The sequence below is a fragment of the Segeticoccus rhizosphaerae genome, assembly GCF_005222685.1.
Lineage (GTDB): Bacteria > Actinomycetota > Actinomycetes > Actinomycetales > Dermatophilaceae > Segeticoccus > Segeticoccus rhizosphaerae.
Genome location: NZ_SWMA01000003.1, coordinates 20,945 through 39,449 on the forward strand (window position 1 = coordinate 20,945; position 18,505 = coordinate 39,449).

Here is an 18,505-nt window from a genome sequence, read left to right on the forward strand (position 1 = left end):
GTGCCCTCCATGCTCAGCGGCTCGTCACGTCATACCCGGGCACACGTCATACCAGCGCACCCGGGAAACCTGAGCACGGTCATACCGGCGCCGCGGTCACCTCTTCGCCCAGGATTTGAGCGGGTAGATCATCTTCGAGTTGCTCGCGTCCGGCGGGTCGACCGCGACGACCTTGCCGTCCTGGATCTGCACGAGGATCGGCGACAGCGCCGTGTTGTCGTGGAAGTGGTCGCCGTCCTGGGCGAACTTGACCTGTCCGTAGAAGGTCTTGATGTCGGTCTTGGCCAGGATCCCGTTGAGCTTGACCTTGGCGTCCTCGGACAACGACGGCGCCTCACCGAGCTGCTGGAGGGCCAGCTGCAGCACCTCTCCGGCGGTGCTGCACCCCGCCGCGGTGTAGTCGGGTTCGGAGCCGTAGGCCTTCTTGAACGCCGCGGCATACTCGCTCGCCTTGCCGAAGACCTTGTCCTCGAGCGGCGCGTCCGGCAGCCAGACGCTGATGCCCAGGACACCGTCGGCGTCCTTGCCGAGAGCCTTGGCGAACGAGGCATCGGTGATGCCGTAGTGCTCGATGATCGCCTTGGGCGTGAAGCGGGCTGCCTTGAGGGCCTTGACGACGTCGACCAGCATCACGTCGTGTCCGCCGACCGCGACGATGTCAGGGTTCTTGTCCGCGACCACGCTCGCGATCGGGGCCAGGTCGGCGTTGGCCGGAAAGAGGGAGTAGTGCACCTCCTGGAGCCCGGACTGCTTGACGCCCTGCTGGAAGCCCAAGGCGGTGTCGTCGGAGAAGGGTTCGTTGACGCCGATCACGGCCGCGGTGGTCGGTTTCGAGCTGGCGCTGTCGACGATCGCCTGGACCGCCTTGGCCGCCGTGAGGTCGACCGCCGGGATGATGCCGTAGGTGAACTGTGGCTGGTCCTTCCAGTTCGCCGGGGACTCGGCCGAGCCGGCGATGCAGGGCACCTTGTACTTCGCGCAGATCGGGTTCATCGCGATCTGCACTCCGCTGGTGTAGGACCCGAACATCGCGTCCACGCCCTCCTGGCTGGCGAGGCGCTCGGCGGCTTGGGCGCCGACCGACGGCTGGCTCTGGCAGTCCTGGATCTTGAGCTCGACCTTGTACTTCTTGCCGCCCACCTCGATCCCGCCCGCCTTGTTGACGGTGTCGGCCCACAGCTGGTAGCCGCGCTTGGCGACCTGTCCGCCGGTGGCCGACTCGCCCGACAGCTCGAGGACGGCACCGATCTTGAAGGTGTCGGAGCCACCCCCTCCACCGCTGCCTCCGCCGCAGGCCGAGAGGACGCTCGGTGCGAGCACCGCTCCTCCAGCCAGCGCACCGAATCGAACCATGAACTGTCGGCGAGTCACTGGAGTGCTCATGTCGTGCCTTCCTCTCGTTTGCCTATCCCCAAGTACAGGTGCATCAGCTCGCGGTCGTCGCTGATGTCGGCCGGCGTCCCCTCGAAGCGGTTGCGACCCGCCGCCAGCACGTACATCCGGTCGGCGACCTGCATCGCCTCCCGGATGTTCTGCTCGATCATGACCACCCCCACACCGCGCTCGGCCAGCGCTGCAGCACGCTTGAGGACGTCGCCGACGAGCTTGGGGGACAGGCCTGCCGACGGTTCGTCGAACAGCAGGAACTGGGGGCGCAGCAACAGGGCCCGGGCGATGGCGACCATCATCTGCTCGCCGCCGGACAGTGACCCCGCGTTGACCCCGCGCCGCTCCCGCAGCCGGGGGAACTCGTCCAGCAGCTCCTCGATCCGTTCGTTCAGGTCCTTGCGGGACTTGAGGATGTATCCGCCCATCCGCAGGTTCTCGATCACGGTCAGCTCGGGGAAGATCCCGCCGTTCTGCGGCATCAGGGCGACGCCGCGCCTGAGCGTCTCGTGCGAGGCCAGGCTGGTGATGTCCTCGCCGTCCAGGGTGACCGTGCCGCTCCACGGCCGGATCGCGCCGACCATCGCCTTCAGCAGGGTGGACTTGCCGCAGCCGTTCGGGCCGAAGACGCAGGTCACCTCGCCCGCGGCGGCGCGCAGGGACACGTCGTGCAGGATCTGCACCCGGCCGTAGCCCGCGGCCAGGTCGTGCGCCTCGATGGTGCTCACTCGGCCGGCACCCCCAGGTAGGCCTCCATGACGTGCGGATCGTGGGTGATCTCCTCGAAGCTGCCCTCCGCGACGATCTTGCCGGCGTCCATGACGATCATCCGGTCGCAGATGTCCTGGGTGAGCTCGAGGTCGTGCTCGATGATCAGGAAGGTGGCGTCCCTGGAGCGCAGCTCGCGGATCGCGCCGAGGATGGTCTGTCGCAGCCTCGGGTGGACTCCCGCGGCGACCTCGTCGAGCAGCACGACCCTGGGCTGTTGCATCAACACCCGACCCATCTCGAGCAATCGCTGCTGACCACCGGACAGCGACCCGGCCAGCTCGTCGGACACGTGCGCCAGGTCGAGCAGCTCGAGCACCTCATTGGCCAGCTCGGGCGCGCCGCGCCAGTCACCCTCGACCGCGGCGGTCCACAGGTTCTGCCGGACCGTCATGTTGACGAACAGCGCGGGCAGCTGGAAGGTCCGACTCAACCCGGCGCGGGCGATCTTGTGCGAGGGCGTGCGGGTGATGTCCTGACCGAAGAGCCGGACCTGTCCACGATCCGGCTTGTGCACGCTGGTGAGCAGGTTGAACAACGTGCTCTTGCCGCTGCCGTTGGGCCCGATGATGCCGACGATCTCGGCTTGCTGCACCTCGAAGCTCACCCCGTCGACGGCGGCGATCCCGCCGAACGAACGGCCGAGGTCGGTGACTTCCAGCACGGCGCTCATCGCCCACCTCCGGAGCCGGCAGCGTTCCCCGAGCGGAAGTCGTCAGCCGCACGCCCGAGCAGCTGCCGGACGAGTCTGGTTCTTCGACTTCGTCCCCAGATGCTCACGACACCATCGGGCAGGAACAGCACGACCAACATGACGATCACGCCGACCATCGCGATGTATGACGTGCTGGAGCCGAAGCTGGACAGGAACTGCTCGTTGACCAGGAAGAGCACGGCCGCCCCGAAGGCGGGGCCCCACGCGTGGCCCAGTCCGCCGACGAGCACCATGACGACGAGCTGGTCGGTGATGATCGTGTTGAGCACGCTCTGCGGGTTGATGAAGGTGATCCAGTAGGCGTTGATGCCGCCGAGCACCGCCGGGATGACGGCACTGAGCACGTAGGCCTGGATCTTGACCTTGGTGGCGTCGATGCCCTGGGCCCTTGCGGCCGGCTCGTTGTCGCGCACTGCCTTGACGCGGTAGCCGAAGCGAGACCGCTCGAGCAGCGCGTAGCACAGCACATAGGCGATGGCGGCAGCGATGAGCATGACGTAGTAGAAGTAGTTCGAGCCCGGGCCGACCGGGAGGGTCAGGCCCCCAGCGCCTCCGGTCCAGTCCGCGACCGTGGTGAACTCCCGCACCGCCTCCGCGATCGCCCATGTGGCGATGGCAAAGTAGGCCCCCTTGAGCCGCAGCGCCGGCCAGCCGGTGATCACCGCGAAGACGGCCGCGATGACGATGCCCACCGGCAGCGTCGCGAAGAACGGCCACCCGTGGTCCGGCTGCATCAGGATCGCCGTCGTGTAGGCACCGATGCCGAAGAACCCGACGTGGCCGAAGCTGATGTATCCCGCGTAGCCGCAGATGACGTTCCAGGAGAGCGCCAGCCCCGCCCAGAGCGCCACGCCCGTGGCGATCCGGATCCAGTAGGGCGTGCTCCACAGCGGCAGGGTGAGGGCGATGACCGCGAAGGCGATCAGACCCGCCATACGGATGGTGCGACCGCGCGGCCCCGTGGTGGGTGCCTCCGCTGTCTTGGTCGTCGTGGTGGCGCTGCTCATGCTCGTGGTCGCAGCTCCTCGGCGCTCCGGGCCTCGCTTCGCTCGTTTCCTCACGCTGTCGTCGCTGCTCATGCTCGTGGTCGCAGCTCCTCGGCGCTCCGGGCCTCGCTTCGCTCGTTTCCTCACGCTGTCGTCGCTGCTCATGCTCGTGGTCGCAGCTCCTCGGCGCTCCGGGCCTCGCTTCGCTCGTTTCCTCACGCTGTCGTCGCTGCTCATGTGCGCACCGCCTTGGCGAACTTCGACACGCCCTGTGGCAGGACGAGCAGGATGACGAACAGTACGACGAAGACGGTCATCAGCGTGTAGTCGGCTCCGACGTAGGTGGTGGTGAGGGCCTGCAAGATGCCCAGGAAGAGACCCGCGACCAGCACCCCCAGCACCGAGCCCAGGCCGGCCAGGACGACGACGAAGAAGGCGAAGAGCGTGTAGCGCAGGCCGAGCTCGGGGGTCATCGAGTAGACGGCCCCCATGAGCATCCCGGCCATCGCGGTGAGCCCGGTGTAGATGGCGTAGACCAGCGAGCTGATCCGCTTGACGTCCACGCCCATCAGGCCCGCGCTCTCCTTGTTCTGCGCCACCGCCCGCACCGCGAGGCCGGTCCGGGTGAAGTAGAGGAAGAACAGGAAGGCAGCCACCGCGATCACCGCGAAGAGGAACCCGACGACCCGGATGGCAGGCATCACGATGCCGAAGAGGCTCCAGCTGCCGCTGACGATGTCCGTCTGCACCGTCCGGGGTGTGTAGCCGAACACGGTGAGCATCCCACCGCGGATGAGGGTGGCGACCCCGAAGGTGAAGGCCAGACCCATCAGGGCGGGGAGCGCGTACCGGCTCGTGCGGACGCGGTAGATGAGCGGTCCGAGCAGCCAACCGAAGAGCCCGAACACCACGAACGTGACCGGGAGGAAGATGAACGGGTCGACGCCGAACCAGTCGTGGGCCTTGACGCCCGCGTAGGCCCCGAGCACGACCCACATCCCGACGGCGAGGTCAACCACGTCCAGGACACCGAAGGCCAGCGAGAACCCCACGCTGATCGCCACGTAGAGGCCGCCAATGAGGATGCCGGTGACGAGCGCCTGGGCCAAGCCTTCCATCCAGCCTCCAGTGTCGCGGTGATGTGGCACCGGAGCCTAACCGGCAACGTCGCGCCGGACAATGGTTTGTTCGCATGTTGACAATCTGCGCCCTTGGCAGACGGCGGTCAGAGCAGCTCGGCGAGCATGGCGGCCGCCCGAGCCGCGCCGTCGGACTCGACCGGCCGGTAGTCGACGGCGCGGCCGACCCCCTTGGCGACGACCTCTGCCAACAGGTCCGCGTCGCAGGCGTCCTCCCACGTGAGGTGTTGGCCCGCCCGGTAGCGCTCGAGTCGGTGGCGCACGTGGAAGTTCTGCTCGAAGTGGTGCTGCAGCGGCACGTAGGCGAACGGACGCTGACCGGCCGTCAGCTCCATGCAGGTGGTGAGTCCGCCCTGGACCACGGCGAAGTCGCAGGCCGCGAGGTGCTGGTAGAGGTTCGGCACGTAGCCGCGCAGGCTGACGCCGCGGCGTCTCGGCAGCGACCGGTGGTCGATCCGGGGACCGGCGACCACGACGAAGCGCAGTCCGTCGACGAGCCTGCGAGCGAGCGGTGCCGCGGCCAGGACCCGTCGCAGCAGGGGGCCGCCGACGCCCGAACCTCCGACCGCGACCACCACCAGCTGTTCGTCGGGGCGGTAGCCGAGACCGTCGCGCAGGCGGTCGCGGTCGTTGAGCGGAGTGGGATCGAACCCCGAGACGTAACCGGCGAAGTCGAAGTTGGCCTCGGTCCAGTCCCGGATGCGCGGCAACCCGTCGCCGAGGGAGTCGGGCACGATGTCGTCGGGGCTCCCGATGAAGATCGATCGGTCGCGCAGCCGGGGGAATCGGCGTCGCTGCTCGACCATCTCCGCGTTGTAGTCGGTGGTGAGAGCAGCTTCGCGGCCACCGCCGTCGGGCATCGGTAGCCAGCCGACGAAGTCGGTCATCCAGGCGTAGGAGAACTGCTTCAGCTCGGGGTTCTCGTGCAGGAAGTAGTCGACGTCCCAGGCCTCGTCGCCGATCACCAGGTCGTAGTGCTCGTCCCGGACCACGTCGCGGAACGCCATGAAGTTGGCCACGAGGACCTCATCCATCCGGCGGACGGCCTCGAAGGCGTGCAGGTCGTGGTCGGCGGACTCGTCCTCGAAGTGGCGTGACTCGCTGTAGAGCCAGGCCGAGGCCGGATGGATCCGTTCGTGGGCCGCCTCGAGGACCCGAGTGACCGGATGCTGCGCGAGCCACTCGATCTGCAGGTCGGGGTGCAGGAGACGCAGCTCGCGGGCGATCGCCAGGTCACGGACCGCATGACCCAGTCCGATGGGGGAGGAGAGGTAGAGAGCCCGCTTCGGCCGGCGCAGCGCATGGTGCCAAGCGCGGGGACGAGGGGTGCGATGGACCGTTTCGACGAACTCCCGCAGCAGGCTGTTGACCAGCACCGGTTCCCGGGTGGGCAGCCCGTGCCCACCTCCCTCGACCACCACCAGCGAGCCGTGCGTCAGCTCCGCGAACCGTTCGCCGATGGCGCTCGACCGGACCGCGTCCTCCGCTCCGTGGACCACGAGGACCGGGCAACGCAACTCGAGGCAGAGGGGTTCGAGGGCGGTGCACGTGGCACCGTCGCAGCCCAGTCGTCCGGCGGTCGTGTCGGCCAGGGTCTGCGGCGTGGTCTCGTGGGCCCACCGCGTGATGTCCTCGATCTGCTTGGTCGAGTGCGGTTCGGTGAACATCTTGCGTGCGAAGAAGTCCACGAAGTCGTCGTATCCGCCGCCCAACCAATAGTGCTTGTTGTACTTTGCCCAGCCTCGCGTGGTGTCGAGGAGTCGATCCCAGGGGACGTGGTCCCGCGCTGAGGCGGTCACGGACAGACCGCACGACGGTGCCAGGGCGACGAGTCCCTCGACGCGCTCGGGGTGCTGGGTCGCAAGGTGGACCGACCAGGCCACGCCGCACGAGAACCCGACGACGATCGCGCGGTCGGTTGCTGTTGCGTCCAGCACGGCCGCCGCGTCCGCGGCATACTGCTCGTCCGTGTAGGCGGCTGCTCCCTCGGGCCGGCTGGAGGAGCCGCTGCCGCGACCGTCGAAGGTCACCACCCGAAAGTGTCGCGACAGGTAGGGCACCTGGGCCTTCCAGAAGCGGGAGGGCACGAGGGCCCATGTGGGCAGCAGCAGGACCGTGGGTTCGCCGGTGCCGTGCACGGCATACGCGATGGTCACGCCGTCCCGGGTGACGATGCCTTCGTGATCGGGCTCGCGGGCGCGCCGCGGCTCGGGCGGCACAGTCTGGGCCGTCACGGACCCAGTGTCCTCCACGGCGCACCTCCGCGACGCGTTTTTGCAGGTATGCCGGTGCCGCACCAGGGGCTGGTGCGGCACCGACACGTCAGGCGGGGTCAGGGGCGGACCTCGTAGACGTTGTTGAAGGGCGTCTCGGCGACCTGCCGGAACCTGGTGAAGCCGGCGGTGGTGACCACGTCGCGGATGCGCGCGGGCCCGGCCTGGGTGCCGAGGGCCAACCCCACGTCCTGAGAGAGCGAGGCCGGTGTGCACAGCAGGGTGGAGAAGCCGTAGTAGGCGCGACCCACCGGGTTGAGGTTGTCCTCGACGTGGTCACCGGCGTGGGGTTCGACGATCATCCACGTGCCGTCGGGGGCGATGTGCTGGCGCAGGTACTTCGCCGCGCCGACCGGGTCGCCCATGTCGTGCAGGCAGTCGAACATCGTCACGAGGTCGAACCCCTCCCCGGAGAAGGACTGTGCCGGAGCCACCTCGAACGTGACGCGGTCGGCAAGGCCCGCGGCTTCGGCGCGTTGACGGGCGACCGAGATCGACGCGGGGTGGTAGTCGGAGCCCCTGACCCGTGACTGCGGGTAGGCATGGCCCATCACGATGGACGAAGCGCCGTGGCCGCAACCGATGTCGGCGATCGAGGCGCCGCGCTGCAGCTTCTCGGCCACGCCCTCGAGCGCCGGGATCCACTCCGTGGTCAGGTGCGCGTTGTAGCTGGGCCGGAAGAACCGCTCGCAGCCGACGTGGACGTTGGAGTTGTGCTGGTGCCAGCCGAAGCCGTCGTCCTGCCGGGCTGCTTCGAAGATGCGCGGGGAGTCGATGACCGTGCCGAGGGCGATCTGGAACATGCCGATGACGAAGGCGGGGCTCGACTCGTCGGCCAACGCCACCGCCTGCTCGGGCGGCAGGGTGTAGTGGCCGGACTCGGGGTCGTAGTCGACGTAGCCACCGGCCGCCTGGGCACTCAGCCACTCGCGGGCGTAGTGCTCGGAGGTGTCGGTGTCCTCGGCGAGCCGGGCCGGTGTCGTCGGCTCACCCGAGGCCATCGCGCGGTAGTAACCGAGGCGGTCGCCCATGACGACCAGTGCGGTGTTGAGGGTCGAGCCGACCTCGTCGACCGCCCGGAAGACGAAGCTCATCAGGGTGTCCATGTCCACCGGACGCGGTGTCGCCGGTGTCGCCGGTGTCACCGTGGTCGGCGCGGGGGAGTCGGTGGCGATCGGCCCGGCAGGGGCGGAGGCGCCGGGGTCGGCACCTGTCGTGGCGCCGGCGCTGGTCGTGGAGATGTCGGGGGCTGGTGTGCTCGTGGTCATGGTGCGCTCCTGGTCGTGTGTCGCGATGCGGTGAACGTAGGTCGCAGCGCAGCTGGATCGCACCGGGTGCCCCACCTAGTCCCGCGGGACCGTCTGCGGGCGTGCCTCGGTGCCCCGCCGGTGCCGGCGGGGCTGGGGCGGGGTCGTCAGGGATCGCCTGTGCCGTCGCCGTGGTCGTCGGGCGCGCTGTCGTGGGGGTAGCCGGTGGTGCTGGTGGGTGGGTGGGCGTGTGGGGTCAGGTCCCAGGTGACGGCGAAGGTGGTGACGGTGGCGGTCAGGTTGTCCCGGTGCACGATGGTGTGGTGCCGCGCACACAGCAGCGCGGCGTTCAGGAGGGCGGTCTTGCCGCCGTCGAGCCAGTGGATGACGTGGTGGGCCTGGCACCAGGTGGCGGGCCGGCCGCAGCCGGGGAAGGTGCAGTGCTGGTCGCGGGCGACGACCGCGGCGCGTAGCGGCCCGTCGAACAGGCGTTTGTCGCGCCCCCAGTCCAGGATCGCTGATTCGGTGCCCAGGACGGTGGGGACCAGGTCGGCGTCGCAGGCCAGCCGGCGGGCGGTGCCGGCGTCCAGCAGGTCACCTTCCCTGGTGGTGGCGGTCCCGGTGCCGGCGAGCAGATCGGCCAGGTCGATGGTCACGATCAGCGTGGTGGTGGCGGTCGGCGAGGTGTTCGCGGCTTCGGCGGCGGCGGCCCGCCGGACGATCTCGACCAGCGCGTCGGCGCGGCGGCGGGCCGCGGGCCGCTCATCGCGAACCTGCTCGCCGGTGTCCGGGTCCACGGTGGGCGCCGGGCCGGACAGGGCGGCCAGGGCGGCGTCCAGCACCGCGGCGTGCTCCGGGCACAGGTGCAGCAGGTAGCGGCGCACCCCGTCCGGCAGGGTAGAGGTGTCCAGCGCGTTCAGGCGGTGGGCTCTTTCCCCGTGCCGGTTAGCCTCCTTCGAGCCGAACCGACCGCGTAGCCACGCCGACAGGTCCCGCAGTTGCTTGCCTGTGGCGCCGGCTGCGGCGGCGGCAAGGAACCAGCCCAGCACCTCCTCGGTGTCGGCGTCGACCTCCAGGTCGGGGGCGACCTGCTCCGCCTGGCGCAGTGCGGTATCCGCGACCCGGTAGGTCACTGCTCCGGCGGCCACCAGCCGGGCCGCCAGCTCGTGCCGGGGTTGGTCACCACAGGCGGCCGCGACCCGGCCCAGGGCGGCCGCGGCCGGTGGGTCCAGGCTCTGGGCCTGGCGGGCGACCCACTGGCCGGCCCCGGCGGCCTGGGAGGCGGTCACGGTGCCCCGGTCGATCGCGTCGCGGGTGACCAACACCGACGCGATGTCGGCCCCGGCCCGGACCCGGTCCAGGTCCTGCATCAACCCGGCCAGGTCATCCGAGCCGACCGCCCAGGTCCCCGCCGCCAGGACCCGCAGCGCCTCACTGGCTCGCGCCAGCTCTGCACGGGCGGCGGTGACCTGCCACGCCGCCACCCGCGGCAACCCGCTCGCCGGGTCCACCACGACATCCGCGTCCGCAGCCTCGAGGTGGTCGTCGGCGTCCGCCTGGTCGCGGTCCCTGCGTTCCCTGGCGAGACGGTCGGTCCACGTCCCGACCGCGCGCGCCGCGTCCGAGGCATCCAACGGCCGGTCCGGCCCGGACGGCGGACGATCACTCGCCCACCGACTCCGGGCAGGGTCACCGGCGCCCGCGGACCGGGCGCACCCGGGGTCCTTCCCGAAGGGGAACGGTGGCGGCGACTGCTTCATGACTTCACGATAGGGGCGACCACCGACAACACCGTCAGTCCGAATGACCAGCAGCGGCAACAGGATCCGTTCTCGAGTTGTCCACAACCCCACCCGCGACACCTCACCATCCACAACCAGAGCCAACCCCTGACCGATGGGGAGTCGCACTCCCAGCGCCCGATGTGCTGAGTGGCTGCACCGATGGCGTGAATTGGCCTACGATCGACGGATGTTGACGGGCCGCGAGGCCGAGTGTGCGCTCCTCGAGCGGCTGATCGCCGGGGCGCGCGTCGGCACCAGCGGAGTTCTCGTGATCACGGGTGACGCGGGCATCGGCAAGAGCGCCCTGCTCGACCACGCCACCCAGCTGGCAGCGGGGATGTGCATCCTGAGAGCGGCCGGATCGGCTGTGGAGCACGCGATCTCCTTTGGTGGCCTCCAGCACCTCCTCCGTCCCGTGACCGGCCTGCTCGACCGGATCCCGCGGCGGCAGGCCGAAGCGCTCGGCGCGGCGCTGGCCCTCGGGCCCGGCCACGTCACAGACCGGTTCACCGTCGGAGCGGGCACGCTCAGCCTGATCTGTCGCTCCGCCGAGGAGCGACCCGTGGCGGTGATCGTCGACGACGCGCACTGGCTCGATGTGGCGTCCGCGGAGGCCCTCGCCTTCGCCGCACGGCGGTTGCTTGCCGATCCGGTCGTGGTGGTGGTCGCCGCGCGTGAGGTGCCGGCTACTCGGCCGATCCGCGAAGCGCTGCCGCAGCTGCACCTTTCCGGGCTCGACCGCGCCGCCACGGGAGAGCTGCTCAGTCAACGGCGGATGGCCCCCGTCGCGGAGGGGACGGTCGACCGCCTTCTGGAGGTGACGGCTGGCAACCCACTGGCCATCCTTGAACTCGCAGACCTTCCCGGGGTGGAATCCGACTCACTCACCGTCCCTCTACCCGTGTCCGACTCTCTGGCAGAGGGATTCGCAGGCCGGGCAGCAGAACTCGGCGCCGAGGCACAGTGGGCACTGCTGCTGGCGGCGACCGAGGGAGGTCGTGCCGCGACGGTGCTGCGGGCGCTCCGTGCAAGTGGTGGCGGGGCGTCGGACCTGGTCGAGGCGGAGGCCTCCGGCCTGATCTCCCTCACGCCCGACCGGGTCGTCTTCCGGCACCCCCTCGTGCGGTCCGCGGTCTATTCGCGGGCTGCTCCGGATCAGCGTCGGGCGGCCCACGCCGCGGTTGCTGGCGCGATTGCGTCGCGTGGCGGCGGCGCCGCTGGGGGCGTCGCCCGAGCTGATGGCGGCGAGACCAGGGGTGAGGACGAACGCCGGGTCTGGCACCTGGCGGAGGCAGCAGTGGGGCCTGACTCCAGTGTCGCGGCGATGCTCGAATCGGTCGCCAGGAGAGCGACGACGCTCGGTGCGTATGCCGCGGCCTCCGTTGCGCTCGAACGTGCTGCCCGGCTGAGCGACGCTGAGCCGGAAGCGAACGCGAGGTTCATCGAGGCGGCGGAGGCGGCGCTGCTCGCAGGACGGGAGGACCAGGCGGACAGGCTTCTCGCCGGGGCCGATGACGGTTCCCTTGACCGGCTTCACAAGGTGCGCGTGCTGGCGGTCCGCGGCGCTGTTGCCGCCCGGCAGGGCTCGCTGCTCGAGTCGCTGGATCTGCTGCTGGCGGCGGCGGACCTGGTGGACACCCCCGAGGGCTGTCTGGATCCCGAGCAGTCGATCTCGGTGCTGGTGGACGCGCTGGAGGCCACCTTGTACCTCGCGGACGGAGGCACGGCGGGTGTGCTCGCGCGCCGGCTGGAGCGACTGCTGCCGCTCGTTCGCGACCCGCACGTGCGTGACCTGTGCGTCCTGTCGGCAGGGATCGCCAGGGTGCTGTCGGGCGAGGGCGGCACCGAACAGATCGCCGCAGCGGTCCACTCCCTCACGGCCTCGGGACCGTCGGCTGTCGATCCGTCGCACCTCGGCTGGCTCCTGCTCGGACCGTTGTGGCTGCGCGAAGCAGGGGCGGGGCGAGAGCTGGTACAGCGAGTGGCCACTGAGGTGCGCGACCGCGGAGCCGTGGCCCGGCTGCCCTTCCTGTTGTTCCTGCTGGGCCGGGACGACGCCACGACGGACCGCTGGGACGAGGCGGAGGCCAGCTACACCGAGGGAATCCGGTTGGCCCGCGAAACAGGACGGGTCGTCGACATGGTGACCTCGTTGGCGGGACTGGCCTGGCTCGAGGCGCGCCAGGGTCGCGCCGACCTGTGTCGCGCCCACGCCGCGGAGGTCCTCGAACTCTTCCCACCGCGTCACCTCAACCTGTGTGGAGTGTGGACGCGCTTTGCCCTGGCGGACCTGGAGCTCGGGCTCGGCCGCCCGGCCCTCGCCCTCGAGCACCTGACCGAGCTGCGAGCCATTCTCCGTGCGGGTGGGTTGGCCGATGTGGACCTGTCACCGGTGCCCGAGCTGGCCGAATGTTCGCTGCGGGTGGGTCGTGCCGCAGATCCCGGTGCCGGTGGCGACGACAGCGACGTTGCGGGCCTCGCCGTCGACGCAGCGGAGATGCTGCGCGTCGCCGAGGCCAAGGGTCAGCCGTGGGCCCTGGCTCGTGCGCATCGGGCCGTCGCGCTGCTGGCGGAGGGGACCGCCGTCGAGCAGCACTTCATCCTGGCTGCGCACCACCACGCCCAGACCATGGACATCTTCGAGTCCGCCCGGACCGCTATGTTGTTCGGCTCCTGGCTGCGACGATCTCGTCAGCGGGTGCGGGCCCGACCGGTGCTCCGCGAGGCCCTGGTGGCGTTCGAACGGCTCGGCGCAGATCCTTGGGCCAACGCCGCCGCTGTCGAGTTGGCTGCAACGGGCGAGACCGTCCACCGTCGTGCTGCCGACAGTCTCGACGAGCTGACGCCGCAACAGCTCCAGATCGCAACGCTGCTCGCCTCCGGCCGCACGACCCGGGAAGCCGCCGCAGCCCTGTTCGTCAGCCGCAAGACGATCGAGTACCACCTGCGCAACGTCTACCTCAAGCTCGGCATCTCCTCGCGACAGGAGCTGGCGGAGGCGATGCGCCGCTGATCTCGCCCCACTCGTCCCACCCTGCTCCGAGGTGTCCACGTGCGGCAGCCCAGCACCGAGGTGCCGCGATGCACGTGAGCCATCTGTCAGAGTAGGTGGGTGCAGGTTGCGATCCTCGGCCCGATCGAGGTGCGGGACGGTGATCGGGTGGTGCCGGTCGCCGGCACGCGCCTCCGCAGACTGCTGCTGCGCCTGACGGTTGACGTTGGTCGGGTCGTGTCAGCCCAGGAGCTCGTCGACGCGATCTGGGGTGAAGAGCTCCCGAGCGACGTCACCGGCGCACTGCAGACCCTGGTCTCCCGGCTGCGCCGGACGCTGGGCGATCCCGCGCTGGTCGAGCAGGTCGTGGGTGGCTACCGCCTGACCCTCGACCGTTCCGCCGTGGACGTCCACCAGTTCTCCGCCCTGGCCGGCGAGGGGCAACGGGCCCTTTCGGGCAATGACGCCCAGGGTGCCGCCGCCAACCTCCGCGTCGCTCTGGGCCTGTGGCGCGGCGAGGCCCTGCTCGACGCCGGCGACGCCGAGTATGGCGCGGCCCTCGCCAGTCGTTATGAGGCACAACGGCTCGATGTGGTCTCCGGCCGCATCGAGGCCGATCTCCAGCTCGGAGACGCGACAGGCGTCGTCAGCGAGCTGAGGGAGCTCGTCGCGACCCACCCGTTGCACGAGCGGTCCACCGCCCAGCTCATGCGGGCTCTCGTGGCGACCGGGCGCGCGGCGGAGGCGCTCACGGCATACGAGCAGTTCCGTCGAACCCTCTCCGACCAGCTGGGTACCGACCCGTCCTCGAGCCTGCAGGAGCAGCATCTGCAGATCCTGCGCGGCGCGCAAGCGGCTGAGGCGCCGGTCCGAGCGCGTCGTCAGGCTCACCGGACCAACCTGCGCTCCGCCCTCACCAGCTTCATCGGACGCGACGACGACGCAAAGCGCGTGAGCGGTCTGATCGAGTCGGGGCGGCTGACGACGATCGTCGGGCCCGGTGGTGCGGGCAAGACCAGGCTTGCGGCCGAGGTCGGGAACACCTGGATCGAGCGCCTCGAGGGAGGCGTGTGGTTCGTGCCCCTCGCCCCGGTCACGGACGAGCACGACATCGCGCCGACCATCCTGGCAGCGTTGGGGATGCGCGAGAACAAGCTGCTCGAGCGCCAGCCGGAGCGGATGACACGTGATGCCATGGGACGCCTGCTCGAGGCCCTCGGCGATGCGACCTGCCTGCTGGTGGTCGACAACTGCGAGCACCTGGTCGACGGCGTCGCGGAGGTGGTGGACAAGGTCCTGACCACCTGCCCTCGCGTGCGGGTGCTGGCCACGAGCCGTGAGCCGCTCGGCATCGACGGCGAGTCCCTGTGTGGCCTCACGTCGCTGCCGCTGCCGCCGCAAGGTGTCAATGCGGTCCAGGCCCTCTCCTATCCTTCCGTGCAGCTGCTCGCCGAACGTGCGGCGGCCGCAGACGACGGCTTCGCCGTCGATGACACCATGGTGGGCGCCTGCATCGAGATCGTGCGCCGGCTCGACGGTCTGCCGTTGGCGATCGAGCTGGCCGCAGCGCGGTTGCGTGTGCTGCCGGTCGACGAGATCGCCGCCCGGCTCTCCGACCGGTTCGCACTCCTCACCGGCGGCAAGCGCACCGCACTGCCACGCCACCGCACACTCCGGGCGGTCGTCCAGTGGAGCTGGGACCTGTTGACCGATGAGGAACGCCTGCTGGCCGAACGGCTCTCGGTGTTTCCCGCAGGCGCGTCGGTCGAGAGCGCCCGGGTGGTCTGCGCCGGGGGAGGACTGCCCGCGCGTCGCATCCCCGACCTGCTCAGCGCCCTGGTGGACAAGTCGCTGCTCGAGGTCGCCATGGACGGGGAGCTGCGCTACCGGATGCTCGAGACGATCAGGGAGTTCGGCAGTGAGCAGCTGGTCGGGCGAGAGGAGATGGAGGCGGTGCGCCGCTCCCACGCGCGGCACTTCGCCGGCCTCGTGCACGAGGCCGACCCCCGGCTGCGCACCCGTGAGCAGCTACCGTGGCTCGCCCGGTTGCGGCGGGACCGGGACAACATCCTGGCCGCGCTGCGCTTCCTCGGCGAATGCGGCGATGCCCCTGCGACCTTGGCCATGGCCCTCGAGCTCACGTGGTACTGGACGCTGACCGGCAGCCAGGGCGAGGCAGTGACCTGGCTCGGCTACGCGCTGGCCGTCCCCGGTGACGTCGACCCCGACCAGCGAACCGCCGCCGAGGCGGTGCTGGCGATCAGCAACCTGGCCCACTGGGAGGAGGGCGACGACCCGCCGGCCTCCGCGGAGGACGTCGCCGCGGAGCTTGCGGGGTTGAACGCCCGCCTGGACAAGCTCGACCTCGAGCGGTTCCCCATGGTTGCGGTGATGCGCCCGATGCTCGCCTTCTTCTCCGGCGAGGAAGACCAGGTGCAGGCGTACTTCGACGAGGCCATCGCCGGTGGCGATGCCTGGATCAGGGCGATGGCCCGCATGTTCATGGCCAGTATCGCGGAGAACGAGGGCGACCCGGAGGGGATGCGGGCCAATCTGGCCGAGGCCCTGCACGGCTTTTCGAAGATCGGCGACCGGTGGGGTCTGGCCCAGGCGGTGGGTGTGCGGGCGCGGCTGCGGTTGATGGACGGGGACCTCGATGGCGCGCAGGCCGACTACCAGCGCACCCTGGACTACTCGACCGAGCTCGGGTCGTCGGACGACGTGGAGCTGGTGCGCATACGCATGCTCGACGTGCACGTGCGCAGAGGGGAACTCGACCTGGTGCGCCAGGAGGCGGCGGCCCTGCGGGAGGAGGCGCCGGACCTCGGCAGCGCCGAGCGGCTGCTGCTGTATGTCGTGCTGGCCGGCATAGCGCGCATAGCGGGAGACGACGCCGAGCTTCATCGGCTGCTGCGGGAGTCCGCCCGGTTGCTCGATGACCTCGGCCCGCGGAGCCCGATGAGGGGCCACGCGCACGCGCTCTTCCTGGCGGTGTGCGCAGGGGCGGAACTCGACGATGGCCGCTTGGAGGAGGCGGAGGTGCAGTTGGCGCGCGCCTACGACCTGGCCGTGGCGACTCGTGACAAGCCGATCATCTCCGTCGTCGGCGTGGGCATCGCCGAGCTCCTCATCACCCGGGAGCGACCTGCGGAGGCAGCTGAGGTGCTGGGCGCATCCGCCCAGTTGCGTGGGGGCGACGACCTGACCGACGTGGCGGTCAAGCGGGTGCGCAGGGTCCTGGGTGACGCACTGGGCGACCGGTTCGACCCGGCATACGCCAAGGGACGCATGCTGCCCCGGGACGCCGCACTCGCCCGGCTCGCGCCGGCCCGATGGGCCGACCCGGACCGGGCGAGCTGAGACCGTTGCAGGCTCAGGCCCGTCGGCGGTAGGCGCGCAGCGCCAGCGGGACGAACACGAGCAGCAGGACGGCCATCCACCCGAGCGTCCACAGCAGGTTGGACGCGACTGGTCCCCCGACCATCAGTCCGCGCACCGTGCCCACCAGGTGGGAGATCGGGTTGACGTCGGCCACCTGGGCCAGCCAGCTGGGCATCGTTGCCGTCGGCACGAACGCGTTGCTGACGAACGAGAGCGGCAGGACGAGCAGGAACATGATGCCCTGCACGGCGCCCGAGGTGCGGGCGATCATGCCGACCCAGACCGAGATCCAGCAGAAGCACAGCGCAAAGGCAACAGAGATGCCGAGTGCCGCGAGGACCGCGAGAGGGTTGGTGCCGACGTGGAACCCGACGATCAGGCCGGTGCCGAGGCACATGACGAACAGGATCAGGTAGCGCACCACGTCGGCGAGGACCGCGCCCACCAAGGGGGCCGAACGGGAGATGGGCAGCGACCGGAACCGGTCGAAGACGCCCTTCTCGATGTCGGTGTTGAGGTTGACGCCCAAGGCGATCCCGGCCATCGCGATGGTCTGGCCGAGGACGCCAGGCAACAGGAACTGCAGGTACTCATGCTGTGATCCGCCGGCGATCGCGCCGCCGAAGATGTAGGTGAACATCAGGATGAAGATCACCGGCTGCAGCGTGACGTCGACCAGCGCCTCCGGGGTGCGCCACGTTTTGATCAGGCTGCGCTTCGCCAGGGCGATGGCGTGCCGCAGGGTCGAGCCCTCGTCGGTGAGCTCGCCGGCTCGGCTGGTGGGTTGGGTCGATTCGGTCGGGTGGACGGCGGTGGCAGTCATGCGGCCTCCTTGGTGGTCTCGGTGGGGCGCCCGGTCAGGGACATGAAGACCTCGTCCAGGCTGGGCAGGTGAAACGAAAGCTCGGTGACGGAGATCCCTGACTCGGTCAGGCGGTCGACCGTCGCGGCCAGCGCGCTCTCGTCGTCGACCGGCACGGTCAGCTGGTGGCGGGCCGACTCCTCGGGGGAGGCACCCGCGATCTGGCCCAGGATGGCTCGGACCTCGTCCAGCCTCCCCAGGTCGCTGGGGCGCACCCGGATGCGCTGGCCGCCGATGACCCGCTTGAGGCCGTCCGGGGTGTCGTGGGCGATGACACGGCCGTGATCGATGACGCTGATCTCGTCAGCCAGCGCGTCTGCCTCGTCGAGGTACTGGGTGGTGAGCAACACCGTCGAACCGTCGTCGACGAGCTGACGCACGACGCCCCACATGTCCTCGCGCTTGGCCGGGTCGAGGCCGGTGGTGGGCTCGTCGAGAAACACCACCGCTGGGCGCCCGACCAGGCTGGCAGCGAGGTCGAGCCGGCGGCGCATGCCACCGGAGTAGGTCTTGGCCATCCGGCCGGCGGCGTCGGTCAGGTCGAACCACTCGAGCAGCTCGGCCGCGCGCGCCCTCGCAGCAGCCGAGCGCAGGTTGAGCAGCTGGCCGATGAGCACGAGGTTCTGGGTGCCAGTGAGGTCTTCGTCCACCGAGGCGTACTGCCCGGTGAGCCCGATGCTGCGGCGCACCTTCGCCGCGTCGCGGGTCACGTCATACCCGTTGACCTGCGCCCGGCCGGAGTCGGCCTGCAGCAGGGTGGCGAGGATGCGCACGGCGGTGGTCTTGCCGGCGCCGTTGGGTCCGAGCACGCCGAGGACGGTGCCGTGCTCGGCGGCGAGTTCGATGCTGTCGAGGGCCTGGGTGGTGCCGAAGCGCTTGGTGAGCCCCTCGGCCCGGAAGGCGTAGGTCATGGTTGCTCCTTCGATCACGGAAGTCGATGTCGCTTGCGATCCTGCCGGGCGGCACTGGCAC

The 18,505-nt window shown here is 70.1% G+C and carries 12 protein-coding genes; 2 read left to right on the forward strand and 10 right to left on the reverse strand.

What is annotated here, in order from left to right:
- Positions 1-96: 96 nt before the first annotated feature.
- The 8 genes from FCN22_RS02985 to FCN22_RS03025 form a co-directional block, all read right to left on the reverse strand.
- Entirely contained in the window at positions 97-1,383 is a 1,287-nt protein-coding gene (locus FCN22_RS02985) for an amino acid ABC transporter substrate-binding protein (RefSeq protein ID WP_137120061.1), read from the reverse strand.
- On the reverse strand, positions 1,380-2,114 hold the full coding sequence (locus tag FCN22_RS02990) for an ABC transporter ATP-binding protein (RefSeq protein ID WP_137120062.1): 735 nt from the start codon (positions 2,112-2,114) through the stop codon (positions 1,380-1,382). The genes FCN22_RS02985 and FCN22_RS02990 overlap by 4 nt, the downstream gene beginning before the upstream one ends.
- Positions 2,111-2,827 (reverse strand): ABC transporter ATP-binding protein, encoded by a 717-nt coding sequence (locus FCN22_RS02995; protein ID WP_137120063.1) that lies wholly within the window; start codon positions 2,825-2,827, stop codon positions 2,111-2,113. The genes FCN22_RS02990 and FCN22_RS02995 overlap by 4 nt, the downstream gene beginning before the upstream one ends.
- Positions 2,824-3,876, reverse strand: a complete 1,053-nt coding sequence (locus FCN22_RS03000; protein ID WP_202911367.1) for a branched-chain amino acid ABC transporter permease — start codon at positions 3,874-3,876, stop codon at positions 2,824-2,826. Before FCN22_RS03000 ends, FCN22_RS02995 begins: the two co-directional genes overlap by 4 nt.
- 212 nt (positions 3,877-4,088) lie before the next feature.
- Positions 4,089-4,973, reverse strand: a complete 885-nt coding sequence (locus FCN22_RS03005) for a branched-chain amino acid ABC transporter permease (protein ID WP_137120064.1) — start codon at positions 4,971-4,973, stop codon at positions 4,089-4,091.
- Positions 4,974-5,080: 107 nt separating this feature from the next.
- Positions 5,081-7,228, reverse strand: a complete 2,148-nt coding sequence (locus FCN22_RS03010) for an alpha/beta hydrolase (RefSeq protein WP_202911368.1) — start codon at positions 7,226-7,228, stop codon at positions 5,081-5,083.
- A gap of 98 nt (positions 7,229-7,326) precedes the next feature.
- Complete coding sequence (locus FCN22_RS03015; RefSeq protein WP_238384479.1) at positions 7,327-8,535, reverse strand: class I SAM-dependent methyltransferase; 1,209 nt, start codon at positions 8,533-8,535, stop codon at positions 7,327-7,329.
- A 146-nt stretch (positions 8,536-8,681) separates the two neighbouring features.
- Positions 8,682-10,274: an HNH endonuclease signature motif containing protein gene (locus FCN22_RS03025; protein WP_137120065.1), complete on the reverse strand. Its 1,593-nt coding sequence runs from the start codon at positions 10,272-10,274 to the stop codon at positions 8,682-8,684.
- Positions 10,275-10,485: 211 nt separating this feature from the next.
- On the opposite strand from FCN22_RS03025, the gene FCN22_RS03030 reads away from it, so the two are divergent.
- Together FCN22_RS03030 and FCN22_RS03035 are read left to right on the forward strand one after the other, a co-directional pair.
- Complete coding sequence (locus tag FCN22_RS03030) at positions 10,486-13,311, forward strand: helix-turn-helix transcriptional regulator (protein ID WP_137120066.1); 2,826 nt, start codon at positions 10,486-10,488, stop codon at positions 13,309-13,311.
- Positions 13,312-13,410: 99 nt separating this feature from the next.
- Complete coding sequence (locus FCN22_RS03035; RefSeq protein ID WP_137120067.1) at positions 13,411-16,650, forward strand: AfsR/SARP family transcriptional regulator; 3,240 nt, start codon at positions 13,411-13,413, stop codon at positions 16,648-16,650.
- A 13-nt stretch (positions 16,651-16,663) separates the two neighbouring features.
- Here the strand turns inward: FCN22_RS03035 and FCN22_RS03040 are convergent, their stop codons facing one another.
- Together FCN22_RS03040 and FCN22_RS03045 are read right to left on the reverse strand one after the other, a co-directional pair.
- On the reverse strand, positions 16,664-17,494 hold the full coding sequence (locus FCN22_RS03040; protein WP_137120068.1) for an ABC transporter permease: 831 nt from the start codon (positions 17,492-17,494) through the stop codon (positions 16,664-16,666).
- Positions 17,491-18,444: an ATP-binding cassette domain-containing protein gene (locus tag FCN22_RS03045; protein WP_137120069.1), complete on the reverse strand. Its 954-nt coding sequence runs from the start codon at positions 18,442-18,444 to the stop codon at positions 17,491-17,493. Before FCN22_RS03045 ends, FCN22_RS03040 begins: the two co-directional genes overlap by 4 nt.
- Between the last annotated feature and the right edge of the window lie 61 nt (positions 18,445-18,505).

Coding starts and splice junctions, on each gene's coding strand:
- FCN22_RS02985 (WP_137120061.1), bottom strand. CDS start 1,383: ATGAGCACTCCAGTGACTCGCCGACAGTTCATGGTTCGATTCGGTGCG.
- FCN22_RS02995 (WP_137120063.1), bottom strand. CDS start 2,827: ATGAGCGCCGTGCTGGAAGTCACCGACCTCGGCCGTTCGTTCGGCGGG.
- FCN22_RS03000 (WP_202911367.1), bottom strand. CDS start 3,876: ATGAGCAGCGCCACCACGACGACCAAGACAGCGGAGGCACCCACCACG.
- FCN22_RS03005 (WP_137120064.1), bottom strand. CDS start 4,973: ATGGAAGGCTTGGCCCAGGCGCTCGTCACCGGCATCCTCATTGGCGGC.
- FCN22_RS03015 (WP_238384479.1), bottom strand. CDS start 8,535: ATGACCACGAGCACACCAGCCCCCGACATCTCCACGACCAGCGCCGGC.
- FCN22_RS03025 (WP_137120065.1), bottom strand. CDS start 10,274: ATGAAGCAGTCGCCGCCACCGTTCCCCTTCGGGAAGGACCCCGGGTGC.
- FCN22_RS03030 (WP_137120066.1), top strand. CDS start 10,486: ATGTTGACGGGCCGCGAGGCCGAGTGTGCGCTCCTCGAGCGGCTGATC.
- FCN22_RS03040 (WP_137120068.1), bottom strand. CDS start 17,494: ATGACTGCCACCGCCGTCCACCCGACCGAATCGACCCAACCCACCAGC.
- FCN22_RS03045 (WP_137120069.1), bottom strand. CDS start 18,444: ATGACCTACGCCTTCCGGGCCGAGGGGCTCACCAAGCGCTTCGGCACC.